This is a genomic window from Rhodococcus sp. Leaf225 (assembly GCF_001426145.1).
Taxonomy (GTDB): domain Bacteria; phylum Actinomycetota; class Actinomycetes; order Mycobacteriales; family Mycobacteriaceae; genus Rhodococcoides.
Map to the genome: position 1 here is coordinate 166,137 of NZ_LMRN01000021.1, position 25,799 is coordinate 191,935.

Genomic DNA, 25,799 nt, shown 5'->3' on the forward strand with positions numbered 1-25,799 from the left:
CCGATACACATCTGTATCGTCTCGTTCGATACGATAGTGCATCATGGCGGCGACTTCAGGCAACGTGACCGCGAGAACAGGCAGGACCGCCACTCGCAGCAGAGCACAGACTCGCGAGCGAGTGCTGGACGGCGCCCTCGAGGTGTTCGTCGAACGGGGTTTCGGGCGATCGACCCCGGAACAGATCTGCGAGCGAGCGGGATTCACTCGCGGAGCGTTCTACTCGAACTTCTCGTCGATGGACGAGGTCTTTCTCGAACTGTGGACGCGACAGGCGTCGGGACTGATCACGCGGGTACGCGGAGTGGTCGACGCCCTGGAGTACGACGCGTCCGACGGGCGGTCCTTCGAGGAGATCGTCGTGGCAGCGCTGAGCGGACTGGTCGGCGACGTGTCGTGGCACGTACTCATGGCGGAGTTCGGCGCCCACGCGGCGCGGAACCCGGGGCTGGCGGCCGTGGTGACCGGGCACCGGGCCGCGCTCCGTGACGCCCTGCGTCCCATGATCGTTCACGGTCTTGCGACCCACGGGCGCGAGGTGGCGGTGGACGACGACACCCTCGGTCGGGGTGTCGTCGCCGCCTACGAAGGAGCGATGGCCCAGGCGATGATCGAGCCGGCCAACCCGGTACCCGCGCGACTCGCCCTCGAGCTCGTGGCCGCGGTCATATGGTCGTTCTCGCGCGAGCGCTGACTCCGCACATGGTCGTTCTCGCGCGAGCGCTGACTCAGAACGCCCGCTCGTACTGCGGAGGTGTGGCCGGGGTGATGTCCGCGCCGAGCTCGCGTGCCGCACGACGGGCCCAGTAGGGGTCGCGCAGCAGTTCGCGCGCCAGGAACACGGCCACGGCCTCGCCGGACCCGATGATGTCCTCGGCCTGCTTGGGCTCGGTGATCAGTCCGACAGCGGCCGCGGGGATGCGCGTCTCGCTCTGGATGCGCCGGGCGAACGGCACCTGGTAGCCGGGTTCGACGGGGATGGACGCCTTCGCGACGTTGCCACCCGTGGAGACGTCGACGAGGTCGACACCGTGATCCTCGAGCTGCTGGGTGAGCAGAACGGTCTGGTCGGGCGTCCAGGCCTCGGAGTCGACGCCACGCTCCTCGCCGGTCCAGTCGGTCGCGGACACGCGCACGAAGACGGGCTTGTCGGCCGGCCACACCTCGCGGATCGCGTCGACCACGCGCAGGGTCAGGCGGACACGACCCTCGAAGCTACCGCCGTACTCGTCGGTCCGGTGGTTGCTGGCCGGGGACAGGAACTGGTGCAGCAGGTATCCGTGCGCCGCGTGCACCTCGGCCACGTCGAAGCCGGCGGCCAGCGCGCGTACCGCGGCGGAGCGGAAGTCGTCGACGACCTTGTCGATGTCCGCGGTCGTCATCTCGCGCGGAGCCGGGTAGTGGCCGAACTCGACAGCGCTGGGTCCGACCGTCTCCCACGCGAGGGAGTCGTCCGCCGCCAGCGGCTTTCCGCCACGCCACGGTGCGTCGGTGGACGCCTTGCGACCTGCGTGGGCCAACTGGATCGCGGGCACACTGCCGTGCTGCCGGATCTCGGTGACCACCTCGGCCAACGCGTTCGCCTGCTGGTCGTTCCAGATGCCGAGGTCCCACGGCGTGATGCGGCCCTCCGGGCTCACCGACGCCGCCTCGGTCATCACCAGGCCGACGCCGCCGACGGCACGCGAGACGAGGTGAGTCCGGTGCCACGGTGTGACCGCGCCCGTCGAGGGTCCCTCCGCGTCCGCCGAGTACTGGCACATCGGCGACATCCACACCCGGTTGGGGAAGGTGACCTCACGCAGGGTCAAGGGCTCGAACAGCAGGCTCACAGTCATCTCCTCGTCTCGTCCGACACGCGCGCCGTCCACGACGACAGCGCTCAGGATGAACGAACAATTCGGCCGGGCGATCATTCCCGTCGGCCGGATCGTCCCGGGTGCGCTCGGGCGTACGGGCTGGTGGGAGCGTGACCTACCCTGGACGGCGTGACTGCCACCACCAGCGCCGAGGTGTCCACCCCCGATGCTCTCGAAGCGGACGTGCACGCCGCTGCTGCCCGCGCCCGGGTCGCCGCGCGCGCACTCGCTCTGCTGACGACCGCGCGCAAGGACGACGCGCTGCACGCCGCGGCGGACGCCGTCCTGGCCTCCGCCGACGCGATCCTCGCCGCCAACAGCGAGGACCTCGCACTCGCCGAGGCGTCCGGCACCCCGCCCTCGCAGCTCGACCGACTGCGGCTGACCCCCGACCGCATCGACGGCATCGCCGCCGGACTGCGCCAGGTGGCGTCTCTGCCGGATCCCGTGGGGGAGCTCCTCGAGGGTCGGACCCTGCCCAACGGACTCGAGATCCGGCAGCTCGCGGTGCCGCTCGGCGTCGTCGGCATGATCTACGAAGCCCGGCCCAACGTCACGGTCGACGCGTTCGGGCTCACTCTGAAGTCGGGCAACGCCGTCCTCCTGCGGGGGTCGTCCTCCGCCGCGCGATCGAACGCCGCGCTGGTGGGTGTTCTGCGGGCGGCCCTGTCGGCGCTGGACCTTCCCGCCGACGCCGTCCAACTCCTGTCCAGCGAGGATCGAGCGACGGTCACGCACCTCATCCGGGCTCGCGGACTCGTCGACGTCGTCATCCCGCGCGGTGGGGCCGGCCTCATCTCGGCGGTGGTGCGCGACGCGACGGTGCCCACCATCGAGACCGGTGTCGGCAACTGCCACGTCTACGTGCACGCGTCCGCGGACCTCGACATGGCCGAGCGCATCCTGCTCAACGCGAAGACACGTCGAGTGAGCGTGTGTAACGCCGCGGAGACGGTGCTGATCGACGCCGCCGTGGCCGACGTGGCGGTGCCGCGTCTGGTGCAGGCGTTGTCGGACAACGGCGTACGTGTCCACGGCGATCTTCCCGGTCTCGTTCCGGCCACCGAGAACGACTGGGCCGACGAGTACCTCTCCGACGACATCGCCCTCGCCGTCGTCGACGACCTGGATGCCGCCGTCGCGCACATCGACAGGTACGGCACGGGACACACCGAGGCGATCGTGGCATCGGATCTCGCTGCCACACGGGCGTTCTCCGCTCGGGTGGACGCAGCGGCCGTCATGGTCAACGCCTCCACCGCGTTCACGGACGGTGAGCAGCTCGGCTTCGGAGCCGAGATCGGCATCTCCACCCAGAAGCTCCACGCCCGCGGCCCGATGGGGCTGCGGGAACTCACCTCGACCAAGTGGATCGTGCAGGGCGACGGGCACATTCGTCCGGCCTGACCCGCCTCCACCACCTCTCTGGAACAACCGAAAGGCCCGGCGTGACGCAGACGTACTCCGACATCGTTCCGTTCTTCTCCGACGTCGACGACGTGGCGACCCGCCTCGCCGCCACGGGGTACCTCGCCGACAAGGCGACCGCCACGGCGGTGTTCCTCGCCGATCGTCTGGGCAAGCCGCTGCTCATCGAGGGCCCGGCAGGCGTCGGCAAGACGGAGCTGGCTCGCGCCGTCTCGCAGGCCGCGGGAGCCGAACTGGTCCGCCTGCAGTGCTATGAGGGCGTCGACGAGGCGCGGGCACTGTACGAGTGGAACCACGCGAAGCAGATCCTGCGCATCCAGTCGAGTTCCGGCGCGGGGTGGGACGAGACACGCCACGACGTGTTCTCCGAGGAGTTCCTGCTGTCGCGGCCCCTGCTCACGGCGATCCGTCGATCGGATCCCACCGTGCTGCTGATCGACGAGACCGACAAGGCGGACATCGAGATCGAGGGCCTGCTCCTCGAGGTGCTCAGCGACTTCGCGATCACCGTGCCGGAGCTCGGCACCATCTCGGCGACCAGGCGGCCGTTCACGGTGCTGACCTCCAACGCGACACGCGAGTTGTCGGAGGCGCTGAAGCGTCGCTGCCTGTTCCTGCATCTCGACTTCCCGGACGCCGACCTGGAGCGGCGCATCCTGGCCAGCCGGGTCCCGGAGCTGCCGGAGGCGATGGCCGAGCAGATGGTGCGCATCGTGCAGGTGTTGCGGGACATGCAGTTGCAGAAGCTGCCGTCGGTCGCCGAGACCATCGACTGGGGCCGCACCCTGCTGGCTCTGGGCATGGACGAGGTGAGCGACGCGGCCGTGCGGTCGACGCTCGGCGTCATTCTCAAGCACCGCTCAGATCAGGACCGCGCCGTCGCCGAACTCCGACTCGGCTGACCCGTGACCGGGACGGTGGACATCTCCGGCATCCCCGCACACCTGGTGGGGTTCGTGGAGGCGCTGCGTCGCCGCGGTATCGACGTCGGCCCGTCGGAGACGGTCGACGCGGGCGCGGTGCTGGCCGTTCTCGACATCCTCGATCGGGAGGTGGTGCGGGAGGGTCTCGCGTGCGCGCTGGTGCGCAGACCCGGCCATCGCCCCGCGTTCGACGCGCTCTTCGATCTGTGGTTCCCGGCCGCGATCGGTGCGCGGACCGCCGACGAGGAGAACACGGTCGGCCCGCCTCTCGCCGAGGACGGCACCGTCGATCTCGACGCTCTGAAACACGTGCTGGCGGAGCTGCTCGCGGACGGTTCCGCGGAGGCAATGGCGCAGGTCGAGCGCCTGGTGGGCGACATCGTCGAGACCTACGGCAAGTACACCTCCAGCCGCGGCGAGTCGTTCTCGGAGTACCAGACGCTGCGCACGGTGGAGCCGTCGACGCTGCTGGCGAAGATTCTCGACGGACTGATCGGCCGCTCCAGCGGTCCCGGTGCACCCACGACCGGCGAGTTCGAGTCCGAACTGGCCCGTCGGACGGCCGCGGTCCGCATCGCGGAGTTCCGGTCGATGATCGAGAAGGAGACCCGTCGCCGCACCGCCGAGGTGCTGGGCAAGGAACGGGTGGCGTCCTACGGCGTCCCGCGCCTGGCCGAGGACGTCGACTTCCTCCGCGCGTCCGAGTCGGAACTGGCGGCCCTCCGCAAGAACGTCGCTCCGTTGGCGCGGCTCCTGGCGAGCCGACTGGCGGCCCGTCGACGGCGGTCGCGAGCGGGGTCGATCGACCTGCGGCGCACCCTGCGCAAGTCCTTGTCGACGGGCGGCGTCCCCATCGACCTGGTCAACCGCAAGCCCCGCACCGCGCGGCCCGAACTGGTGATCTTCTGCGACGTCTCGGGATCGGTCGCCGGCTTCAGCCAGTTCACCCTGCTGCTCGTGCACACGTTGCGCGAACAGTTCTCCCGAGTGCGTGTCTTCGCGTTCATCGACACCGCCGACGAGGTGACCCGGTTCTTCGACGCCTCGGCCGGACGCGCGTCGCTCGCCGAGTCGATGTCGCGCATGATCGCGGAGTCGGAGCTGATCACCTACGACGGCCATTCCGACTACGGCCACTCCTTCGAGACCTTCACCGCGCATCACCTCGATGCCATCGGTCCTCGGGCGTCGCTGTTGATCCTGGGCGATGCCCGCACCAACTACCGCGATCCGCGCACCGAGTCCCTCGCCCGCATGGTCACCGTCGCCCGGCGCGCGCACTGGCTCAACCCCGAGCCGAAGGCGCAGTGGGGGACCGGTGACTCGGCCGCCGACGTCTATCGGCGGGTGATCTCGATGCACGAGTGCCGGTCGGCGGCGCAACTGGCCGAGGTCGTGTCGCGGCTCCTTCCCACGGGATCCTGACGTCTCTCGGTTCGGCCGAATCCTCTGTTCGGGGCAGGTCCACGTAGAGTCGTCACTCGTGCAGGAACCGACGACGCCGCCCGAGGGCCGACGCCCGCGACGTCTCGGCGTCATGGGTGGCACGTTCGACCCCATTCACCACGGGCACCTCGTGGCCGCCAGTGAGGTCGCCGACCGGTTCCAGCTCGACGAGGTCGTCTTCGTTCCCACCGGCCAGCCCTGGCAGAAGCAGGACCGGACGGTGAGCCCGGCGGAGGACCGCTACCTCATGACGGTCGTCGCCACCGCGTCGAACCCTCGCTTCTCCGTCAGCCGCGTCGACCTCGACCGTGCCAAGCCGACGTACACCGTCGACACGCTTCGCGATCTCGCCGACCAGCATCCCGGTGACCAGTTGTTCTTCATCACCGGGGCCGATGCTCTCAGCAGCATCATCGGCTGGCAGAACTGGCAGGAACTGTTCGAGCTGGCCCGCTTCGTCGGCGTGTCCCGCCCCGGGTACGAACTGGGTGCCGACCATCTGGCCGAGTACCTCGATCGGTTGCCGAAGGACGTCCTGACCCTCGTGGAGATCCCGGCCCTGGCCATCTCGTCCACGGAATGTCGACGGCGTGCCGCCGAGAACCGTCCCGTCTGGTACCTCGTGCCGGACGGCGTCGTCCAGTACATCTCGAAGCGGGACCTGTACCGACCCGCCGGGGAGGAGCGTCACGACGGCATCGCGACCGTCTCCGAGCCCGCACCCCAGCACACCGGCACTTCCGCCACCACCGCATCAGCCCTACCAGGAGAGAACACCACGTGAGCGCTACACCCGAGGCCATCAGGGTCGCCAGCATCGCCGCACTCGCGGCGGACGAGAAGCTCGCCGCCGACGTCATGGCCCTCGACGTCTCCGACCAGCTGGTCATCACCGACTGCTTCGTCATCGCGTCGGCACCCAACGAGCGCCAGGTCAACGCCATCGTCGAGAACATCGAGGAGAAGCTCCGCGAGGCGGGCAGCCAGCCCGTTCGTCGTGAGGGCACCCGCGAGGGCCGATGGGCACTGCTCGACTACGTCGACGTGGTCGTCCACGTGCTCCACAACGACGAGCGTCACTTCTACGCCCTCGAGCGTCTGTGGAAGGACTGCCCGGTCCTCGAGATCGAGGGTCTCGGAGCCACGGACACCTCGACGCAGTACGGCACCGACGATCACGGTGTCGACGACGCCCTCGACCACGGTGTCGATCGCGTCACCGAACCGGACGAGTGACGTCCGTTCGTCGGTTGGTGCTGCTCCGGCACGGTCAGACCGAGTACAACGCGGCCTCGCGCATGCAGGGTCATCTCGACACCGACCTGACCGAGCTGGGTCGCACACAGGCCGAGGTCGCCGCTCGAGCGTTGGCATTGCTGCAGCCACACCGCATCGTCTCGTCCGATCTGCGACGGGCACACGACACGGCGACCGCGCTCTCGACGGCCACGGGTGTTCCCGTCGAGCTCGACGAGCGGCTCCGCGAGACGCACCTCGGCGACTGGCAGGGGCTGACGCACCTCGACGTCGACGACGTCTCACCCGGCGTCCGCGAATCGTGGCGCGCCGACGCCGAGTTCCGTCCGCCGGGCGGCGAGTCGCGCGTGGACGTCGCCGAGCGCTCGATGCCGCTGATCCAGGAGCTGCTGAAGGACCCGGAGTGGACCACGGCGCCCGTCGTCGTGGTCGCCCACGGTGGAACCATCGCCGCGCTCACGGCCGCACTGCTCGATCTGCCGGTCGACCGGTGGCCGGTGCTCGGGGGACTGGGGAATGCCAGCTGGGTGCAGGTCGCCGGACACGGAACGGACGACGTCTCCTGGCGCCTGGACGTGTGGAACGCGACGGCCGCCGTGGCAGGTGACGTTCTCTGATGTCCGCCGCGGATCGCCCGGTCCTGCTCGTCCTCGCGGATTCGCTCGCGTACTACGGTCCCGAGGGCGGTCTGCCGGCCGATCATCCCCGCATCTGGCCCACCCTCGTCGCGCGCGAACTGGGGTGGGACGTCGAGCTCGTTGGTCGCATCGGCTGGACCTGCCGCGACGCCTGGTGGGCACTCACCCAGGATCCCCGTGTGTGGGCGTCGATACCGCGTGCCGGGGCGGTGGTCCTCGCGACCGGCGGGATGGACTCGTTGCCGTCACCTCTGCCGACGGCCCTGCGGGAGCAGATCCGCTACGTCCGACCGCCCATCCTGCGGCGCGGTGTGCGCGCCGCCTACGGGTGGCTGCAGCCGCGGCTCTCACACCTGGGCCGTCCGGTGGCCCTGCCACCGCATCTGAGTGTCGACTACCTCGAGCAGATCCGCGCCGCCCTCGCGGCAGTGCGTCCGGAGATACCCGTCATCGCGACGCTCCCGTCGGTGCATCGATGCGACGCCTACGGACGAGTGCACACCGGCCGCGAACCAGCGGTGCGCGCGACCACGGCATGGGCGGTGGGACACGATCTCCCGCTCGTCGACCTCAAGGCGGCCGTCGAGGAGAACATCGTGTCCGGGAACGCGAATCCCGATGGTATTCACTGGGGTTGGGACGCGCACGAGCGCGTGGCCGAGTCCGTCGTCGCTGCCGTGCGCGCCTCCGCCCGCATCTGATCCACAGGGTCGTGGCCGTCCACAGGTGAGCCCGGCGGCGGCTCGTCTCGTCCTGGCCCGGGCCTACCGTCGCGGGCATGGCACCCGAGATCGCTGCTCCCGAGCCGGCCGACCCCGACGGCGGCCGGTCCGACGCGGTGCATCGCCGCGCGGGTCTCGTCGGCTCGCGCTTCCGGATCGATCCGGGGTCCCGCGGCGTCCGTGCCCTCGCCGTGGCCGCCGTCCTTCTCGTGGGCGCCGTGGGGGCGGTGGTGATGCGAGATTCTCCGCAGGTCGCCGCGGTGCCGCCGCTTCCCCCTCTGATCACCGAGTCCGAGACGCCGACGACGTCGGCACCGGAATCCGCGGGAGTCGTGGTCAGCGTGCTCGGCGCTGTGATGCGCCCGGGACTCGTCACCGTTCCCGCCGAGTCCCGTATCGCCGATGTCGTCGCGGCCGCGGGTGGGCGCCGGGACGACGCGGACCTCTTCGGGCTCAATTGGGCGGCGAAGGTGTCGGACGGTGACCAGGTGGTGGTGGGGTCGACGACGGGGTCGGTACCGCTCGCTCCGGCACCCGTGTCCGTGGCCGGCGAGGGGTCGTCCGATGCCGGCGGGAAGGCCCCGGGTCTGGTGTCGCTGAACGAGGCGACGGAGGCGGAGCTCGATGCCCTGCCCGGTGTCGGTCCGGTGACCGCGAGCGCGATCGTGCAGTGGCGCACCGAGAACGGCGGCTTCACGTCCGTCGATCAGCTGTCCGAGGTGAGCGGCGTCGGCCCCGCTCGACTCGAGAAGCTGACGCCCCTGGTCACGGTGTGACCGACGCACCGGCCGTGGATCTGCGGCTCGTCCCGAGTGCGGTGGGGGCGTGGGCTGCGACCGTGGTGGCCGTCGGCGCGGGGTGGCGGCCCGCGGCGGCTCTGGCCGCGGTGTGCGTGCTCGTGGCGGTCGTCGGCTGGTGGTGCCGGCGTCGGCACGGTTGGGGATCGCTGGTGATGCTCGTCGTCGTGGCGGCCTGCTGCGTCACCGCGGCGTTCGCGGCGATGTCGTCCCTGCGGATGCACGAGGTGACGACGGGCCCGGTCCGCGAGGGCGCGCTGCGCGGTGCGTACGCGACGGTCGAGGGCGTCGTCACGGACGATCCACGTCCGATCACGGGCTCGTTCGCGGATCAGGTGCTCGTGCCGATACGAGCAAGCCGAGTGACGCTGCGCGGCACCGTCGTCGATGGGTCGGCCCGGATCACCGTGTTCGCGCCCCCGGATCCGTGGCGGGCACTGGAACCGGGTGTGTCGGTGACGTTCCGGGCGCGGCTCGCGGCTCCCGATCGTGTGGGCGCGGTGGATGCCGTCGCACGTGCCACGGGGCCACCCGAGGTGGGGAGCGCGCCGGCCCTGCTCCGGTGGTCGGGCGTGGTGCGACGTGCTCTCGCGGAGGCCGCTGCCATCGCTCTGCCACGTGAGGAGGAGGGGCTGCTCCCGGGGATGGTGGTGGGGGACAGGTCGGGACTCGACGTCTCCGTCCAGGACTCGTTCACGGCGGCCGGAATGTCCCACTTGACCGCTGTGTCGGGTGCGAACTTCACCTTCGTCGTCGGGTGTGTCGTCCTCGGCTCTCGGCTGCTCTCGGCCGGGCCTCGAACCACCGCGGCGCTCGCGGGAATCGTCCTCGTCGCGTTCGTCGTGGTGGCGAGACCGTCACCCAGCGTCCTGCGTGCGGCGGTCATGGGTGTGCTGGGTCTGCTGGCGGTGATGACCGGCCGCCGTCGCCATGTGATGCCGGCCCTGTGCACCGCGGTGCTGGTGCTGCTGGCCGTCGATCCGGGACTGGCGGTGTCGTGGGGGTTCGCGCTGTCGGTGACCGCGACGGTCGCTCTCGTGCTGCTCGCCCCGGTGCTGACGGCGATGGTGAGCCGCGCCGACGCGTCGCCCGGTCGCCGACGTCCGGTGCTCGACGCCGTGGCCGTGGCGCTGGCGGCGCACCTGGTGACCGCGCCGCTGGTCGCCGCCATGGCCGGAACGTTCTCCGTCTACTCGGTGGCGGCGAACGTGCTCGCCGCACCCGTCGTCGGGCCGGTCACCGTGATCGGAGCGCTGGCGGCCGTGGTGGCCGTCGTGAGCGTGGAGGCCGGGGCCGTCGTCGCCGGGGTGGCGTGGGTGCCGCTGCGGTGGTTGCTGGCCGTGGCCGCGTACACGGCGGACGCTCCCGGTGCGACGGTGCTCACTCCGACCGGGCCTCGGGGCGCCGCCGTCGTCGGGGGATGTGTCCTCGTCGCGGCGGGCGCGGCGGTGATGGTCCGGCGTCGGTGGCTGTCGGCGCACCGTGGCACCATCGACCGGTGAGTTCGACAGCGAGCAGCACCCGTCCCGAGCCCCTGCACCTCGTCCTGGGCGACGAGGAGCTCCTCGTCGAGCGTGCGGTGTCGTCCATCGTGGCCGCGATGCGCGCGGCAACGGTGGGGGCCGGGGCCGAGGTGCCGGTCGACCGTCTGCGGGCGGGGGACACGACGGTCGCCGAGCTCGCGGAACTGCTCAGCCCCTCCCTCTTCGCCGAGGATCGCGTGGTCGTCTTCGAGGCGGCCGCGGAGGCCGGTAAGGACGCGATGACGCTGGTTCTCGACGCCGCGGCGACGCCGGTGGACGGTGTGGTCCTGGTCGTTCTGCACTCCGGTGGAGGCCGGGCCAAGGCCATGGTGGGGGCGCTGCAGAAGTCCGGTGCCGTGGTCCACGAGTGCGCGAAGCTGTCCAAGGCGTCGGAGCGCGTCGACTTCGTGCGGGCCGAGTTCCGCTCCCACTCGGAGACACGCGTCGCTCCCGATGCGATCGCCGCGCTCGTCGACGCGGTGGGGTCCGATCTCCGCGAACTGGCCGCCGCGTGCTCGCAACTGGTGTCGGACACGGCGGGGAAGGTCGATGTCGCGGCGGTCCGCCGCTATTACTCGGGCCGTGCGGAGGTCACGGGCTTCGACATCGCCGACAAGGCCGTGTCGGGTGACCGTGCCGGCGCCCTCGAGGCACTGCGGTGGGCGATGTTGGGCGGCACACCGCACGTGCTGCTCGCGGACGCACTGGCCGAGGCCGTCCACACGGTGGCGCGGGTCGGTTCGGCGGGCCGCGGCGATCCGTTCCGGATGGCGTCCGAACTGGGGATGCCGCCGTGGAAGATCAAGAAGGCGCAGGCGCAGGCCCGCATGTGGGATCCGCAGCGCATCGCCGAGGCACTGCAGGTGGTGGCCGCGCTCAACGCGGACGTCAAGGGCCAGGCCGCCGATGCGGACTACGCGGTGGAACGCGCCGTGAACGTGGTGGCGGGGCTGAGTTCGCGCTGACAGCGCCGCCCGGGCACACGACTACGCCCCGGGCATCGTGCTCGCCCGGGGCGTAGTGCTGACAAGCTACTGCACAGGAACTCTCGAGAAGAACTGCACAGGGACTCTCGAGAGGAGCCGCGAGGGCTCGGGAGAGATCAGAGCTTGTTGAAGGCCAGCGACAGTGCCGACTTCTTGTTGGCAGCCTGGTTCTTGTGGATGACGCCCTTGCTGGCTGCCTTGTCGAGCTTGCGGCTCGCAGTCAGCAGGATCTCCTCGGCCTTGGCCTTGTCGCCGGCTTCGGTCGCCTCACGGAAGGAGCGAATCACGGTGCGGAGCGACGACTTCACCGACTGGTTGCGCAGGCGCTGACGCTCGTTGGTAGCGATTCGCTTCACCTGGGACTTGATGTTGGCCACGCGTAGTTATCCTTCGTCTCTTCTCGGTCCGGGACGGCTGACTCCGGGGAACACTCTCGAGCCGTACGTGCAGTGCTTGTGAAAGCTGGTGACGGTGGGTGCGCACGAGCGTGCCCACGTCCGACGTACGAGACTACCAGCGTCGGTCCGGTAACCCAATTCGGTGATCTCGCTGCAGGGAGTCGGTGTGCACGTGACTCGTGAGGTTGCATGGAATTAACGTGTCCACCGTGCTCCAGGGGTACCTGTGAGGCAGCATGGCGACCATGAGTCCCCGATCAAGCGCTGCACCACAGGCGAAGAAGAGCCGTTCGCAGTCGCAGTCCTCGTCCGGGCCGAGCGTCTTCGACGGTTACCGGGACATCGGGAAGTATGGACTGGCGTTCGACGAGATGTTCGACGGCGACGGCGGGCTGCGTGGACCGTACAAGGGAATCCACAAGGCGCTCGCGCCGTCGGACGCCGCGGAACTGGACGCCCGCTCGGACGCCCTCGGCCGCGCCTTCGTCGATCAGGGCATCACGTTCGCACTCGAGGGTCAGGAGCGTCCGTTCCCTCTCGACCAGGTGCCCCGGGTCATCGCGGCGTCCGAGTGGAACAAGCTCGAGCGCGGGATCAAGCAGCGGGTCAAGGCACTCGAGTTCTTCCTGGCGGACATCTACGGGGAGCAGGAGATCCTGCGCGACGGCGTGGTCCCGAAGTCTCTGGTGACGTCGTGCGAACACTTCCACCGCGAGGCGTTCGGCATCGTGCCGCCCAATGGTGTGCGCATCCACGTCGCCGGTATCGACCTGATCCGTGACGCCGAGGGCACGTTCCGTGTCCTCGAGGACAACCTGCGCTCGCCGTCGGGGGTCTCGTACGTGATGGAGAACCGCCGCACCATGGCGCGCGTGTTCCCCGACCTGTTCGCCAGCCACCGGGTGCGTGCGGTCGGTGACTACGCCACGCACCTGCTGCGCGCCCTGCGTGCCGCTGCCGCGATCAACGAGGCGGACCCCACCGTCGTCGTCCTCACACCCGGCGTCGCGAACTCTGCGTACTTCGAGCACTCCCTCCTCGCCCGGCTGATGGGCGTCGAGCTGGTCGAGGGCCGCGACCTCTTCTGCCGCGACAACGTCGTCTACATGCGCACCACCGAGGGCGAGCGCCAGGTCGACGTGATCTACCGCCGCATCGACGACGACTACCTCGACCCCATGCAGTTCCGACCCGACTCCGTTCTCGGTGTGGCCGGGCTGGTCAACGCCGCACGTGCCGGCAACGTCGTCATCTCCAGCGCCATCGGCAACGGTGTCGGCGACGACAAGCTCACCTACACGTACGTGCCGACCATCATCGAGTACTACCTCGGCGAGAAGCCGCTCCTGGCCAATGTCGACACGTACCGGTGCTGGCTGCCGGACGAGTGCGAGGAGGTGCTCGACCGTGTCGACGAACTGGTGATCAAGCCCGTCGAGGGCTCCGGCGGATACGGCATCGTGTTCGGTCCGGACGCGTCGCCCAAGGAACTGGCCACGATCAGCAAGAAGATCCGGGCCGATCCGCGCGGATGGATCGCGCAGCCGGTGGTGCAGCTGTCGACGGTGCCCACCAAGATCGGTGACCAGCTCGCGCCGCGGCACGTCGACCTGCGGCCGTTCGCCGTGAACGACGGTGACGACGTGTGGGTGCTGCCCGGCGGACTGACCCGAGTGGCGCTGCCCGAAGGCTCCCTGGTGGTCAACTCGAGCCAGGGCGGCGGCAGCAAGGACACGTGGGTGCTGGCCGGCCGCGCCACCAAGGAGGACGAGCGTGAGCTCGGCGGGGCGGAGATCGTGTCCGAACCCCCGTCGTCACCCACCGCGGAGCAGGGCCCCGAGCTCAACAGCCAGCAGATTCAACAGCAGCAGCAACAGCTGACCCACTCCCCGAAGGACGGTGCCCGCTGATGTTGGCTCGTAACGCCGAATCGCTGTACTGGATCGGCCGCTACGTCGAACGCGCCGACGACACCGCGCGCATCCTCGACGTCACGGTGCACCAGCTGCTCGAGGACGCGACGGTCGATCCCGACCACACCTCCCGAGTGTTGCTGCGGGTGTTGGGGTTCGAGCTCCCCGACGAGCGCCTGGACGTGTGGTCGTTGACGGAACTCGTCGCGTTCTCCCGCGAGGGCAACGGCTCCATCGTCGACTCGTTGTCGAGCGCCCGCGAGAACGCTCGCGGCGCACGCGAGGTCACCTCGAGCGAGATGTGGGAATGTCTCAACACGACGTACAACGCACTGGGTGAACGCATTCGAGCGTCGAAGCGTCTGGGCCCCCACGAGTTCCTGGGGTTCATCGAGGAGCGCGCCGCGATGTTCGCCGGGCTCGCCGACTCGACGCTCAGCCGCGACGACGGCTACCGGTTCCTGCTGCTCGGTCGCTCCGTGGAACGCATCGACATGACCGTCCGCCTGCTGCTCGCCCGTGCCGGCGACCGACCGTCGTCGCCGGCGTGGGTCACGGTGCTGCGGTCGGCCGGTGCACACGACACGTATCTGCGTACCTACCGTGGCGCTCTCGACGCTCAACGCGTCCTGGAGTTCATGCTCCTCGACCGGCTGTTCCCGCGCTCGGTGTTCTACGCACTGAGCGAGGCCGAACACTCGCTCGACAGCCTCGACCATCACCCCGACATGCGCGTCGGATCCCGTGCCGAGGCGCAGCGACTTCTCGGCCGCGCTCGCAGTGAACTCGAGTTCCTGCAGCCGGGTGTTCTGCTGGAGGACCTGCAGGACCGTCTGATGTCGTTGCAGGAGACCTGCCGCGAGGTGGGTGAGGCGATCTCCAAGCAGTACTTCCACGCAGCGCCCTGGGTCGCCTGGACGGACGCCGGAAGCCGAACGGACGAAGCACAATTGGAGGGTGAACTGTGAGCTGGCGGATGCGCGTCGTGCACACCACGGGGTACAACTACGACGCACCGGTCACGTCCTCGTACAACGAGGCGCGACTGACGCCGCGGAGCGACACCCGGCAGAACGTCATTCTGAACCGCGTCGAGACCGATCCGGCGACGAGGTCGTACCGGTACACCGACTACTGGGGCACCGCGGTCACGGCGTTCGATCTGCACGCTCCGCACACGTCCCTCGAGGTGGCCGGGTCCTCCGTCGTCGAGACGGACGCGTTCGTCCCGCCGGACGAGACCCTCGACTGGGAGGACCTGGCCGCAGACCCCGTGGTGGACAGGTTCAACGAGCTGCTCGGCCACAGCACCTACGTCCCTCGGAACCGTCAGCTGACGTCCGTCGCGAAGAAGTTGGCGAAGGATCTGGGGCCGTACGACGCCGTGGTGGCCGTCTGCGACTGGGTGAACCAGGAGATGTCCTACGTTCCCGGCACCACCGGGGTGCACACGTCCGCGGTGGAGGCGTGGGCCGAGAAGAAGGGCGTCTGCCAGGACTACGCACACCTCACGCTGGTGTTGCTCCGCAGTATCGGCATTCCTGCCCGCTACGTCTCGGGCTACCTGCACCCGAATGCCGAAGCGGTGGTGGGTGACTCGGTCGAGGGTCAGTCACACGCGTGGATCGAGGCGTGGACCGGATCGTGGTGGGGCTACGACCCGACCAACGGTGTGCCGGTGAACGAACAGCACGTCTCGGTGGGTATCGGACGCGACTACGCCGACGTGCCACCCCTCAAGGGAATCTTCTCCGGTGGCGGGTCCACGGAACTGGACGTCGTCGTGGAGATCACCCGGCTGGCCTGACGCCGGATCCGCCCAACAGCGAGCGCGTCAGTCTCTGACGCTCGTCCACGCAGGCGGTGAGCACCGCGGCGACGTCGTCGTCGGTGATCACCGTCGTGTGCCCGTCGGCGCCATGGTCGTCGCGTTCGATCGCGGCCACCACGGTGCGGCGCACGAGTTCTCGGACGTACGAGGCGGTTCCACCCTCGGTCGCCTCCACCAGCGGTGTGAGATCGGCTGCCACGTTCACGGCCGACAGGTAGAGCCGTGCCAACCGTTCGCGACCGCGGGTGTCGGGCAACGGGATCTCGACCGCGAGGTCGATACGGCCGGGCCTGTCCCGGACCGCTCGCTCGATGGAGTCCGGTCTGTTGGTGGTCAGGACGAACGTGACGTCCGCGTCGCCGTCCATGCCGTCCATCGCGTCGAGCAAGGCGAACAGGAGCGAGTTCACACCCGTTTCCTCGCGCTCCCGGGCGATGAGATCGACGTCCTCGACCACCACGACCGACGGGCTCAGGCGGCGTGCAAGGGTGGTGGCCTCGGCGATGTGCCGCATCGCGGACCCGGTAAGTACGATCACCGTGCTCATCGGCACCAGTCCCAGCAGGTGACGGACGGTGTGGGTCTTGCCGGTTCCGGGCGGTCCGTACAGCAGTAGTCCGCGGCCCACATGCTGGCCGGCCTCGCGGAGCCGCGCCGCGGAGGACCCGACGGTGACGAGATGGCGAGTCATCGCCTCGAGGGTGCCGTCGGGAAGGATCAAGTCCTCGCCCGCGACGGTGGGCCTCGCCATGAACCTCACGAGGCCGTTGCCGCGTCCACCGCTCCCTCCCAGGGTCAGGACCTGCCCGCGCATGACGTCGTGGTCGGTCATGAGCGAGAGGAGGGCGTCCAGCGTGCTCGCACCGGCGTCTCGATCGCCGGACAGCACCTCGATCTGGAGTGGGGCCTGGTGGGCCGGGTCGGGAATGTGGAGCGCGACCGCCACGGGAATACCGCCGGGAGAGTGGGTGTCGAGCAACCCGAACACCGGGACGGACATCGTCGACGCGGGACCGACGTCCACCGACCGGTACTCGACCGGTGCGCCGCGACAACTGCCACCGCGACGGCAGGAACTCAGCATGGCGACGAGATCGTCGTGGTACCGCTCGTGGCCACGAACCGACGACCACCGTTGTGCCGCAGATGAAGTCGACTCCTCCGGGCGGTCATCGGCATAGGCCTCGACGGCGAGGACGAGGGTCGCGGCCTGATAGGCGGGGAGTGAGCGGCGATGCGAGGTCACCGCATCCGGAGGCGCCGCCAGGTGCGAGAAGATGTGCAGCGCAGGCTCTTCGAGCGGACCGGTGTCGAGTGTCCGGGCGCGATGGGAGAGATGGGAGAGGGCTCCGCTGACGATGTCGAGGGAGTCCGGGGAATGCGTGAGGGTCACAGTGAACGCACTACCAGTGCGGATGGTTCGAAGGAATGTGACGCAGGATGTGGCGCCCGTGAGAATGGGGAAGAAGGGGGCGGAAATAACATCCGCACAGAGACGGTAGCACCGCGGCATGGATGTGCGCCAGAGTCGGCCGGAGCTGACGACCCTCGCGGCGTCCGGGCGGAGGTGATTCACTGGAGATTATGTCGGCCTCCGGATGGTTCCTCGTCGCCCTGATCGTTCTCGTCGCCGCCGTTCTCGCGTTCCGACTTCTCGGACGCGCCGCATCCGGCAGGCCCACTACCTCCGGCGAGGTCGGAACGGTCGGGTTGGACGACGGTGCTCGCGCCGAGATTCATCGACTGCTGGCCGCCGACAAGAAGATTCAGGCGATCAAGGTCTATCGGGAACGAACTGGAGCCGGACTGCGCGACGCGAAGGTGGCGGTCGAATCCCTCGAACGCGGTGAGTCCCTCACGCCGGGCCCGGCGCGGTGGGACGACCTCGTTCCACGCCTCACGGCACTGAAGAACGAGGGACAGGCGATCGCCGCGATCAAATTACTCCGCGAGCGGACCGGGTTGTCGCTGCTCGAGGCCAAGAACGCCGTCGATCGACTGTGATCCGAGTTCAGTGCCAGGAGAAGTCGGAGCGCAGGCGCTGTGCCACAAGGTCGAAACGATCACGGGGGAGGACGGCTCCCTCTCGTCGGATCCCGCCCTCGGGAACGTCGAGCACGCGGTCGAGACGGACCCAACTCGGGCGTCCCTGCGCGTCCCACGGCCCGCCGCCGAGGCCGAGCCAGTCGCGGTCGCCGTCGTGCTTGCTCTGACTCGAGAGCATGAGGCCGAGCAGAGTGGAACCGTCGCGGCCGACCACGAGCACCGGTCGATCCTTGCCCTGCGACGGATCCTCCTCGTAGGCCACCCACGTCCACACGACCTCGCCCGGATCCGCGGCGCCGTCCAGCGCGGGGGAGTACTCGATGCGCCGTGCGCGCATGGCGGTGGGAACCGAGGTCGACGTCACGGGCCGTCCCGACGATGCTCCGGTGGGTGACGTGCCACCGGCACCGGACGCGCCGATGCGTGAACCCAACGACTGCGTCACCTTGTCGAGGGCGCCGGACCGCTGCAGCTGCCGGAACAGGCGCGGGCCTTCCGCCACTGCGAGTCGTCCCAGTTTCTTGCCGATCGACGCCAGAGTTGCCATGCCGACCAGGCTACCGAGACCCGAGGACGTAGCTCACCACCCGTGAGTGAGGTTCGGCTACCCTAAGTCCGATTTCGGGAGATTCCCGATGTGAAAGAGGGTTGTCGTGAGGCGTGGAAGTGTCGGACGTGTGGGTCGCCGCACGGTGGTGGCCGTCGGACTGAGTGTCCTGGCGCTGGTGTCGGCGTGCTCGTCCGACACCGAGAGCGGATCGACCGAGGGGTCGGTGACCGTGACTCACGCCTACGGCGAGACCGTCGTGCCGGCCGATCCGCAGCGTGTGGTCTCGGTCGGACTGACCGAGCAGGACACCCTGCTGGCTCTCGGCGTCGTTCCCGTCGGTGTCACGGAGTGGTACGGAGAGCAGCCGGACGCGACGTGGCCCTGGGCTCACGATCTGCTGGGTGACGCCCGGCCCGAGGTGCTCACCCAGGACGACGGCATCCAGTTCGAGAAGGTCACCGCCCTCGAACCCGACCTCATCATCGGCACCAACGCCGGCATGACGCAGGACGACTACACCCGGTTGAGCGCCATCGCCCCGACCATCGCCCACAGCGACGTCGATTCCCCCTACTTCGAGCCGTGGGATCAGCAGACCCGCACCATCGGAGCCGCGCTCGGCAAGCCCGACGAGGCGGAGGCGCTCGTCGAGAACGTCCGCACCCGGTACCGAGAGGCTGCCGAGGCCCACCCCGAGTTCGCGGGGAAGAAGGCCGTCCTCCTGCAGAACGCGATCTACGACGGCAACGCCATCGCCTATCAGGACGGTCTGAGCACGGACTTCCTCACCTCGCTCGGGTTCGAGATCCCGTCCGAGCTCGACGCCTTCGTCCAGGAGGAGGACGCCCAGGCGTACATCCCGTTGGAGAACCTCTCCGTGCTCGACACCGCCGACGTGCTGCTCTGGGCCACCGAGTCCCCGGAGGACCGCGCGACCCTCGAGGCCGACCCGGTGTACTCGTCGTTGCAGGAGGTGCGGGAGAACAGGCTCGTCTTCACCGACGCGATCACGGCCGGCGCCATCTACTTCACCTCGCCGCTGAGCCTGCCGTACCTGCTCGACTCGCTCGTACCGGCATTCGAGAGCACCCTCGCGGGTGCCGGAGCGGCCACCACCACGGCCCCCGCCTGACCCCTCCGGCCTGCCCGGGACCCCGGCCGTGGTGACGTGCAGATATTCTGTACGTCACCACGGCCGTCTCGTCAGGAGTACCCCATCACCAATTTTGCGGACACGACGTTCACGGATCCCACCAGGATCCGTAACTTCTGCATCATCGCCCACATCGACCATGGCAAGTCGACGCTGGCCGACCGCATGCTGCAGCTCACCGGTGTCATCGACGACCGGTCGATGCGCGCGCAGTACCTCGATCGCATGGACATCGAGCGTGAGCGCGGCATCACCATCAAGGCGCAGAACGTCCGCCTGCCGTGGAAGGTGGGGGACACCGAGCACGTCCTGCACCTGATCGACACCCCCGGGCACGTCGACTTCACCTACGAGGTGTCGCGTGCACTCGAGGCGTGCGAGGGTGCCGTGCTCCTCGTCGACGCTGCACAGGGCATCGAGGCGCAGACGCTCGCCAACCTCTACCTGGCACTCGAGAAGGATCTGACGATCATTCCGGTGCTGAACAAGATCGACCTGCCCGCGGCGGACCCCGACCGCTACGCCGCGGAGATCGCCCACATCGTCGGCTGCGAGGCGGACGACGTCCTGCGCGTCTCGGGCAAGACCGGCATGGGCGTCGAGGCATTGCTCGACGAGGTGGTCCGTCTGGTGCCCGCGCCGGTCGGCGACGCCGACGGCCCCGCACGCGCCATGATCTTCGACTCCGTCTACGACGCGTACCGCGGCGTGGTGACGTACGTGCGCGTGGTGGACGGCAAGATCCTGCCGCGCGAGAAGGTCACCATGATGTCGACCGGTTCGACGCACGAGCTCGTCGAGGTGGGCATCGTCTCGCCGGACCCCAAGGCGACGAAGGGCCTCGGCGTCGGTGAGGTGGGCTATCTCATCACCGGCGTCAAGGACGTGCGTCAGTCGAAGGTGGGAGACACCGTCACCAGCGCCCGCAACGGCGCGACCGAAGCGCTCACCGGATACCGCGAGCCACGGCCGATGGTCTACTCGGGTCTCTACCCGGTGGACGGGTCCGATTACCCCGATCTGCGCGACGCCCTCGAGAAGTTGCAGCTCAACGACGCCGCCCTCACCTACGAACCGGAGACGTCCGTCGCTCTCGGGTTCGGGTTCCGCTGCGGATTCCTCGGTCTGCTGCACATGGAGATCACCCGCGAGCGCCTCGAGCGCGAGTTCGGGCTCGACCTGATCTCGACCTCGCCCAACGTCGTGTACCGGGTGGAGATGAACGACGGCGCCGAGCACATCGTCACCAACCCGTCGTACTGGCCGGAAGGCAAGGCGCGCGCGGTGTTCGAGCCGATGGTCAAGTGCACCATCATCTCGCCGAGCGAGTTCATCGGGTCCATCATGGAGCTGTGCCAGAGCCGCCGCGGTGAGCTCGGCGGCATGGACTACCTGTCGGAGACCCGCGTCGAGCTGCGCTACACCATCCCGATGGCCGAGATCATCTTCGACTTCTTCGACATCCTCAAGTCGCGCACCCGCGGATACGCGAGCCTCGACTACGAGGAGATCGGCGAGGAGTCGGCCAACCTGGTGAAGGTGGACATCCTGCTGCAGGGCGAGGCCGTCGACGCGTTCTCGGCCATCGTGCACGCCGACGCGGCCGGTGCCTACGGCAACAAGATGACCACCCGACTCAAGGACCTGATCCCGCGCCAGCAGTACGAGATCCCGATCCAGGCGGCGATCGGGTCGAAGATCATCGCGCGCGAGAACATTCGTGCGATCCGCAAGGACGTCCTGGCGAAGTGCTACGGCGGTGACATCAGCCGTAAGCGCAAACTGCTCGAGAAGCAGAAGGCCGGCAAGAAGCGGATGAAGACCATCGGTCGTGTCGACGTGCCACAGGAGGCGTTCGTCGCTGCCCTGTCCACCGACGCGTCCGCGGACAAGAAGAAGTAGGTCCGCGGTCGCTCCCGCGGGGACACCCATGACCAGGACCCCGCCGGCCGGCACCGGGTCCGCCGCCGACGACGATCCGCCGTCGCTGGCCGACGCGGACCTGCTCCGTACTCCGCCGGCGACGCCGCGCGGAGTGCGCACGCGCGCTGCGCTCGTCGCGGCGGCGCGGGTGGTGTTCGAGCGTGCCGGGTACCTCGACGCCCGTCTCGTGGACATCACCGCCGAGGCTCGCTGCTCGTCCGGCACGTTCTACACCTACTTCGCGAGCAAGGAAGAGATCTTCGCGGCGGTGCTCGAGGTGTCGCAGGACGACATGATGCACCCCGGTACCGAACACGTGCCGGACGACGGTGATCCGGTCGCCGTCATCGAGGCGAGCACGCGCGCGTACTTCGAGGCGTACGAACGCAACGCGAAGCTGATGGAACTGCTCGAACAGGTGGCGGCCATCGACATCCGGTTCCGGCGGCTCCGACGCAACCGTGCCGACGCGTTCGTCCGTCGCAACGCGCGCAGCATCGCCGGTCTCCAGCGACGAGGCCTGGCGGACAGCGGCGTGGATCCCGTCGTCGCATCACTTGCGTTGTCGGGCATGATCTCCCGGCTGGCGTTCACCCATTTCGTGGTGGAGCCGTCCCTCGGCGAGCCGCCGACGTGGTCGTCGGATCAGCTGGTGCACGCGGCGACGCGCCTGTGGGTCAACGCCCTCCGACTCGACTGACCGTCAGGAGTGCGGGTGGCCGTGGGCGGGCTGGAACTGCCCGGCCTGCGCTGCCTCCTCCGCCCGGATGACGTGCACCACGGCGTTGATCAGCGCGAGGTGGGTGAACGCCTGCGGGAAGTTGCCCAGGTGCCGGCCCGTCTTCGCGTCGATCTCCTCCGCATAGAGCTTCAGCGGGCTCGCGAACCCGAGCAGCCGTTCGCACAGTCGCTTCGCGCGGTGCAGTTCGCCGATCTCGACCAGTGCGGACACCAACCAGAACGAGCAGATGGTGAAGGTGCCCTCCTCGCCGGACAGCCCGTCGTCCGTGGTGTCGACGCGGTAGCGCAGTACCAGGCCGTCCTCGGTGAGCTCGTCGGCGATGGCGAGCACCGTCGCCCGGACGCGCTCGTCGTCCGAGGGCAGGAACCGCAGGAGCGGCACCAGCAGCAACGAGGCGTCGAGTGAGTCGTCGCCGTATCGCTGGGTGAAGACTCCGCGCGAGTCGACGCCGTGCTCGAGAACGTCGGCCTTGATCTCGTCGGCGATGCTCGACCATTCCTCGGCGTACGCCTTCTCGCCGTGCAGCACAGCAAGTTTCGCTCCGCGGTCGAGCGCCACCCAGCACATCACCTTGGAGGACGTGAAGTGCTGCGGTTCCCCACGTACCTCCCAGATGCCCCGGTCGGGCTCGCGCCAGTGCTCGATCGCTTCCTCCACCTGACGCTTCAGCAAGGGCCACAGCGACTCCGGAACATTCTCCCGCGAGCGCACGTGCAGGTAGACGGAATCGAGCATCGTGCCCCAGATGTCGTGCTGCACCTGGTTGTAGGCACCGTTACCGATGCGCACAGGGACGGCTCCGTCGTACCCGGACAGGTGTCCGAGCTCTTCCTCCTCGAGCGTGCGTTCGCCGCCGATGCCGTACATCACCTGCAGCGGAACGGGTTCGCCGTCCGGGCCCGACGTCACGTCGGAGATGAAGGCGAAGAAGTCGTTGGCCTCGCGATCGAGGCCGAGCGTGTACAGACCCCACAGGGCGAAGGTGGAGTCGCGTACCCAGGCGTACCGGTAGTCCCAGTTCCGCTCTCCGCCCGGCGTCTCCGGCAACGACGTGGTGCTCGCGGCGAGCAGCGCGCCGGTCGGTGCGTACGTGAGACCCTTGAGGGTGAGTGCGCTGCGCTGCAGGAACCCGCGCCACGGATGGTCGGGAAAGCGGCCGATGGTGATCCACTGGCGCCAGCACTCCGCCGTCTGCCACATCTTCTCGGCTGACTCCTCGAAGGTGCGGGGAGGATCGAGCGTCGACCACGACAGCGCGACGAAGACGTTGTCGCCCTCCGTCATCCGAGTCCGGGCGCGGGCCTCTCGCCCCTCGAGGCCGATGCGCAGATTGGTGGTCAACTTGAGGGTGGGTTCGGTGCCGTCGCCCGCCGTGGCGGTGGCCGTCGCCTCCTCGTAGACGTTGCCGGTGTACTCCCACACGGCAGGCTTGCGGTGGTAGTCGAACGCGGGCTCACAACTCATCTCGAGCTCGACCGTTCCACTGACGCACTTCACGCTGCGGATGAGGCAGTGCTCGGCGTCCCAGTCGGACGGGGCCCGGCGGTGCGTGCGGGAGCGCTCGTCCGTGTTGTGCCACTTGCCCATCACCAGAGCGTCGCGGACCACCAACCATCCGGTCTCGGTCTGCCACGTGGTCTCGACGATCAGACCGCCCGGGAGATAGCGCCGCGCCGCGGGCACGTTCTGACCGTAGGGGCCGATGCGGAACTGCCCGGCACCGCGATCGAGCACCGCTCCGAAGATGCTGGGGGAGTCCGGTCGCGGAATGCACATCCACTCCACCGCACCGTTGCGAGCTATCAGACACGTGGTCTCGCAGTCCGACAGGAAGGCGTAGTCGTCGATCGGCGGAAACGTCGTGCGATGCGGCAGCCACGTCTGGGCCGTGCCGGGAACGGTGTCGAGCGCGCCGCCCTCCTCGGCCGGCTCGGCCGCGCCGGGGCCGAAGACGGCTTCCCCCGCGCTGGCGACGCGGGGGACCACGGACTGTTCGTCGAACGGGCTCATCCGCCCATCATGAAGCCGTCCGGCGCCCCAGTCCACCGCGGAGAGCGAGGGACTACTGTCGTGAGGTGTGAACGCAGTGGCCACGTGGTGGGACGGAGTCGAACTCTGGATCGCCGGGTTGCCGTTCGTACCCCAGGTCGCCGTCGTCCTGCTGGTGGTCGTGCCGGCAGCGGCACTCACCGCGTACGTCGTCGACACCGTGTTGTCTGCGCTCTTCGATGCCAGGCGGCGCTACTTCCGCCGGACGCCCGCCGACCGGGATCCCGCAGCCGTGACCACCGGCAACTCCGACCCCCGAGAGAAGTGACACCGTGCCCCGCTCCCGTGTGACCCTGGCCCTCATCGCGCTGATCGTGCTGGTGATCGTCGCGTGGCTGTTGACTCGGTAGCAGGCTCTCTCCGACTTTCTGCTAAATTCTCGGCTGTGTCCGACGCAGCCCCGCACCCGATCCGCCATGAACTGGCGCTGATCGCTGTCGGCATGCTCGCGGTCGCTGACGTCGACTGTCGCTGACCCCACACGGCGCGCCCTCACCGATTCCGGCGCGTTCCGCTCGTCAGTTCCGTCCATCACCGCTGTTCATGTCCGTGCCGCCGCGCGCTCGCGTGTGCCGCACTCCTCGAGAGGTCCACCGTGTTCCCATCACGTCGTGTCCGCCTGCTGTCCGCCGCCGCCGTCGCGGCCGCCCTCACCCTGACCGCGTGCTCCACCGGGTCCTCCGACACCGTCGGGGAGACCGCCGCGTCCACGTCCGGTCCGTCGCTCACCCTCGTCGGGTACGCCGTGCCCAAGAACGGGTGGGATGCCATCGGCGCCGCGTTCGCCTCCACCGAGAACGGTGACAACGTCACCATCAACGCCGACTACGGCGCCTCGGGCAACCAGTCGCGCAAGGTCGCCGACGGCGCACCGGCCGACATCGTCAACTTCTCGGTCGAGCCCGACGTCACCCGACTGGTGAAGGCCGGCAAGGTCGACGAGGCCTGGAACCAGAACGCCTACGGTGGCGTGCCGTTCGGCTCCGTGGTGTCCATCGTGACGCGACCGGGCAACCCGAAGAACATTCGCACGTGGGAGGACCTGATCCGCCCCGACGTGCAGGTCATCAGCCCCAGCCCGCTCAGCTCCGGCTCGGCGAAGTGGAACTTGTTGGCGCCCTACGCCTCCGTGAGCAACGGCGGCCAGGATCGCCAGGCCGGCCTGGACTACGTCACCGAACTGGTGAAGCACTTCCCGGTGCAGCCCGACTCCGGCCGCTCCGCGTCCGAGGCGTTCCTCCAGGGCCAGGGCGACGTCCTGCTCAGCTACGAGAACGAGGCGCTGTTGCTCGAGGGGCAGGGTCAGCCGGTGGAGCACATCGTTCCGGACCAGACCTTCCGCATCGACAACCCCGTCGCGGTCGTCAACTCCAGCGCGAATCTCGAGCAGGCCAACGCGTTGAACGACTACCTCTACACCGCGGACGGCCAGAAGATCTGGGCCGACAGCGGTTTCCGTCCCGTCGACCCCGCAGTCGCCGCCGACTACACCGACAAGTTCCCGACGCCGCAGAAGCTGTACACCATCGACGACCTCGGTGGCTGGGCTGCGGTGGACAGTGACCTGTTCGGTGAGAACGGTGCCATCAACGCGATCTACAAGGCATCGAGCTGA

At 68.9% G+C, this 25,799-nt stretch carries 26 protein-coding genes; 21 read left to right on the forward strand and 5 right to left on the reverse strand.

All coding sequences use genetic code 11. The features are described 5' to 3' along the window. The first annotated feature begins 43 nt into the window (after positions 1–43). Positions 44–694 carry a TetR/AcrR family transcriptional regulator gene (locus ASG69_RS15910; protein ID WP_082544536.1) on the forward strand — a complete coding sequence of 217 codons (651 nt, stop codon included), beginning with the start codon at positions 44–46 and terminating at the stop codon, positions 692–694. Positions 695–728: 34 nt separating this feature from the next. On the opposite strand, the gene ASG69_RS15915 is transcribed toward ASG69_RS15910, so the two are convergent. Beyond that, positions 729–1,832 (reverse strand): NADH:flavin oxidoreductase/NADH oxidase, encoded by a 1,104-nt coding sequence (locus ASG69_RS15915; protein WP_056446339.1) that lies wholly within the window; start codon positions 1,830–1,832, stop codon positions 729–731. A gap of 156 nt (positions 1,833–1,988) precedes the next feature. Here ASG69_RS15915 and ASG69_RS15920 point away from each other — a divergent pair, with 156 nt between their 5' ends. From ASG69_RS15920 to holA, 10 genes are all read left to right on the forward strand, one after another. Beyond that, positions 1,989–3,266, forward strand: a complete 1,278-nt coding sequence (locus ASG69_RS15920) for a glutamate-5-semialdehyde dehydrogenase (RefSeq protein WP_056445837.1) — start codon at positions 1,989–1,991, stop codon at positions 3,264–3,266. A 41-nt stretch (positions 3,267–3,307) separates the two neighbouring features. After that, entirely contained in the window at positions 3,308–4,189 is an 882-nt protein-coding gene (locus ASG69_RS15925) for an AAA family ATPase (protein ID WP_056445834.1), read from the forward strand. 3 nt (positions 4,190–4,192) lie between these two features. Next, positions 4,193–5,635: a vWA domain-containing protein gene (locus tag ASG69_RS15930; RefSeq protein WP_056445831.1), complete on the forward strand. Its 1,443-nt coding sequence runs from the start codon at positions 4,193–4,195 to the stop codon at positions 5,633–5,635. Positions 5,636–5,693: 58 nt separating this feature from the next. After that, positions 5,694–6,440, forward strand: coding sequence for a nicotinate-nucleotide adenylyltransferase (gene nadD / locus ASG69_RS15935; RefSeq protein WP_268788579.1), 747 nt, complete (start codon positions 5,694–5,696; stop codon positions 6,438–6,440). Then, positions 6,437–6,892 (forward strand): ribosome silencing factor, encoded by a 456-nt coding sequence (gene rsfS, locus ASG69_RS15940; RefSeq protein ID WP_051613344.1) that lies wholly within the window; start codon positions 6,437–6,439, stop codon positions 6,890–6,892. The genes nadD and rsfS overlap by 4 nt, the downstream gene beginning before the upstream one ends. Beyond that, entirely contained in the window at positions 6,889–7,530 is a 642-nt protein-coding gene (locus ASG69_RS15945; protein WP_056445828.1) for a histidine phosphatase family protein, read from the forward strand. The genes rsfS and ASG69_RS15945 overlap by 4 nt, the downstream gene beginning before the upstream one ends. Beyond that, a complete protein-coding gene (octT, locus tag ASG69_RS15950) occupies positions 7,530–8,252 on the forward strand; it encodes a diglucosylglycerate octanoyltransferase (protein WP_056445825.1) in 723 nt (240 codons plus the stop codon). The genes ASG69_RS15945 and octT overlap by 1 nt, the downstream gene beginning before the upstream one ends. A gap of 77 nt (positions 8,253–8,329) precedes the next feature. After that, positions 8,330–9,049, forward strand: coding sequence for a helix-hairpin-helix domain-containing protein (locus ASG69_RS15955; protein WP_056445822.1), 720 nt, complete (start codon positions 8,330–8,332; stop codon positions 9,047–9,049). Then, the gene (locus ASG69_RS15960) at positions 9,046–10,572 is read left to right on the forward strand and encodes a ComEC/Rec2 family competence protein (protein WP_056445818.1); all 1,527 of its coding nucleotides are present in this window, start codon (positions 9,046–9,048) and stop codon (positions 10,570–10,572) included. Before ASG69_RS15955 ends, ASG69_RS15960 begins: the two co-directional genes overlap by 4 nt. After that, complete coding sequence (gene holA / locus ASG69_RS15965) at positions 10,569–11,558, forward strand: DNA polymerase III subunit delta (protein ID WP_027505699.1); 990 nt, start codon at positions 10,569–10,571, stop codon at positions 11,556–11,558. The genes ASG69_RS15960 and holA overlap by 4 nt, the downstream gene beginning before the upstream one ends. A gap of 137 nt (positions 11,559–11,695) precedes the next feature. Here holA and rpsT read toward each other — a convergent pair whose 3' ends face one another. Continuing rightward, on the reverse strand, positions 11,696–11,956 hold the full coding sequence (rpsT, locus tag ASG69_RS15970) for a 30S ribosomal protein S20 (protein ID WP_027505700.1): 261 nt from the start codon (positions 11,954–11,956) through the stop codon (positions 11,696–11,698). A gap of 266 nt (positions 11,957–12,222) precedes the next feature. On the opposite strand from rpsT, the gene ASG69_RS15975 reads away from it, so the two are divergent. The 3 genes from ASG69_RS15975 to ASG69_RS15985 are packed head-to-tail and all read left to right on the forward strand — an operon-like array spanning position 12,223 to position 15,697. Further along, the gene (locus ASG69_RS15975; RefSeq protein ID WP_197027785.1) at positions 12,223–13,887 is read left to right on the forward strand and encodes a circularly permuted type 2 ATP-grasp protein; all 1,665 of its coding nucleotides are present in this window, start codon (positions 12,223–12,225) and stop codon (positions 13,885–13,887) included. Then, positions 13,887–14,858 carry an alpha-E domain-containing protein gene (locus ASG69_RS15980; protein WP_027505702.1) on the forward strand — a complete coding sequence of 324 codons (972 nt, stop codon included), beginning with the start codon at positions 13,887–13,889 and terminating at the stop codon, positions 14,856–14,858. Before ASG69_RS15975 ends, ASG69_RS15980 begins: the two co-directional genes overlap by 1 nt. Positions 14,859–14,866: 8 nt before the next feature. Beyond that, the gene (locus tag ASG69_RS15985) at positions 14,867–15,697 is read left to right on the forward strand and encodes a transglutaminase family protein (protein WP_082544533.1); all 831 of its coding nucleotides are present in this window, start codon (positions 14,867–14,869) and stop codon (positions 15,695–15,697) included. Here the strand turns inward: ASG69_RS15985 and ASG69_RS15990 are convergent. Further along, positions 15,681–17,114: an AAA family ATPase gene (locus ASG69_RS15990; protein WP_056445812.1), complete on the reverse strand. Its 1,434-nt coding sequence runs from the start codon at positions 17,112–17,114 to the stop codon at positions 15,681–15,683. The genes ASG69_RS15985 and ASG69_RS15990 overlap by 17 nt on opposite strands. 191 nt (positions 17,115–17,305) lie before the next feature. Here ASG69_RS15990 and ASG69_RS23335 point away from each other — a divergent pair, with 191 nt between their 5' ends. After that, on the forward strand, positions 17,306–17,725 hold the full coding sequence (locus ASG69_RS23335; protein ID WP_056445809.1) for a hypothetical protein: 420 nt from the start codon (positions 17,306–17,308) through the stop codon (positions 17,723–17,725). Positions 17,726–17,732: 7 nt separating this feature from the next. On the opposite strand, the gene ASG69_RS16000 is transcribed toward ASG69_RS23335, so the two are convergent. Continuing rightward, on the reverse strand, positions 17,733–18,314 hold the full coding sequence (locus tag ASG69_RS16000) for a type II toxin-antitoxin system PemK/MazF family toxin (protein ID WP_056445806.1): 582 nt from the start codon (positions 18,312–18,314) through the stop codon (positions 17,733–17,735). Positions 18,315–18,420: 106 nt separating this feature from the next. On the opposite strand from ASG69_RS16000, the gene ASG69_RS16005 reads away from it, so the two are divergent. The 3 genes from ASG69_RS16005 to ASG69_RS16015 are packed head-to-tail and all read left to right on the forward strand — an operon-like array spanning position 18,421 to position 22,093. Continuing rightward, positions 18,421–19,449 (forward strand): iron-siderophore ABC transporter substrate-binding protein, encoded by a 1,029-nt coding sequence (locus tag ASG69_RS16005; protein ID WP_200933839.1) that lies wholly within the window; start codon positions 18,421–18,423, stop codon positions 19,447–19,449. Between the two features lie 36 nt (positions 19,450–19,485). Next, on the forward strand, positions 19,486–21,372 hold the full coding sequence (gene lepA, locus ASG69_RS16010) for a translation elongation factor 4 (protein WP_269320095.1): 1,887 nt from the start codon (positions 19,486–19,488) through the stop codon (positions 21,370–21,372). Positions 21,373–21,400: 28 nt separating this feature from the next. After that, positions 21,401–22,093 (forward strand): TetR/AcrR family transcriptional regulator, encoded by a 693-nt coding sequence (locus ASG69_RS16015; RefSeq protein WP_051613349.1) that lies wholly within the window; start codon positions 21,401–21,403, stop codon positions 22,091–22,093. A 3-nt stretch (positions 22,094–22,096) separates the two neighbouring features. Here ASG69_RS16015 and ASG69_RS16020 read toward each other — a convergent pair whose 3' ends face one another. Then, complete coding sequence (locus tag ASG69_RS16020; RefSeq protein WP_027505707.1) at positions 22,097–24,145, reverse strand: glycoside hydrolase family 15 protein; 2,049 nt, start codon at positions 24,143–24,145, stop codon at positions 22,097–22,099. Between the two features lie 67 nt (positions 24,146–24,212). Between ASG69_RS16020 and ASG69_RS16025 the strand changes: the two genes are divergently transcribed. The 3 genes from ASG69_RS16025 (at position 24,213) to ASG69_RS16030 (ending at position 25,799) form a co-directional block, all read left to right on the forward strand. Beyond that, positions 24,213–24,452 carry a hypothetical protein gene (locus tag ASG69_RS16025; RefSeq protein ID WP_056445801.1) on the forward strand — a complete coding sequence of 80 codons (240 nt, stop codon included), beginning with the start codon at positions 24,213–24,215 and terminating at the stop codon, positions 24,450–24,452. A 117-nt stretch (positions 24,453–24,569) separates the two neighbouring features. Beyond that, complete coding sequence (locus tag ASG69_RS23340; RefSeq protein ID WP_321163718.1) at positions 24,570–24,659, forward strand: Ms4533A family Cys-rich leader peptide; 90 nt, start codon at positions 24,570–24,572, stop codon at positions 24,657–24,659. Positions 24,660–24,779: 120 nt separating this feature from the next. After that, a complete protein-coding gene (locus ASG69_RS16030; protein WP_027505708.1) occupies positions 24,780–25,799 on the forward strand; it encodes a sulfate ABC transporter substrate-binding protein in 1,020 nt (339 codons plus the stop codon).

Coding starts and splice junctions, on each gene's coding strand:
- ASG69_RS15910 (WP_082544536.1), top strand. CDS start 44: ATGGCGGCGACTTCAGGCAACGTGACCGCGAGAACAGGCAGGACCGCC.
- octT (WP_056445825.1), top strand. CDS start 7,530: ATGTCCGCCGCGGATCGCCCGGTCCTGCTCGTCCTCGCGGATTCGCTC.
- ASG69_RS15955 (WP_056445822.1), top strand. CDS start 8,330: ATGGCACCCGAGATCGCTGCTCCCGAGCCGGCCGACCCCGACGGCGGC.
- ASG69_RS15975 (WP_197027785.1), top strand. CDS start 12,223: ATGAGTCCCCGATCAAGCGCTGCACCACAGGCGAAGAAGAGCCGTTCG.
- ASG69_RS15980 (WP_027505702.1), top strand. CDS start 13,887: ATGTTGGCTCGTAACGCCGAATCGCTGTACTGGATCGGCCGCTACGTC.
- ASG69_RS15985 (WP_082544533.1), top strand. CDS start 14,867: ATGCGCGTCGTGCACACCACGGGGTACAACTACGACGCACCGGTCACG.
- ASG69_RS23335 (WP_056445809.1), top strand. CDS start 17,306: ATGTCGGCCTCCGGATGGTTCCTCGTCGCCCTGATCGTTCTCGTCGCC.
- ASG69_RS16000 (WP_056445806.1), bottom strand. CDS start 18,314: ATGGCAACTCTGGCGTCGATCGGCAAGAAACTGGGACGACTCGCAGTG.
- ASG69_RS16015 (WP_051613349.1), top strand. CDS start 21,401: ATGACCAGGACCCCGCCGGCCGGCACCGGGTCCGCCGCCGACGACGAT.
- ASG69_RS16020 (WP_027505707.1), bottom strand. CDS start 24,145: ATGAGCCCGTTCGACGAACAGTCCGTGGTCCCCCGCGTCGCCAGCGCG.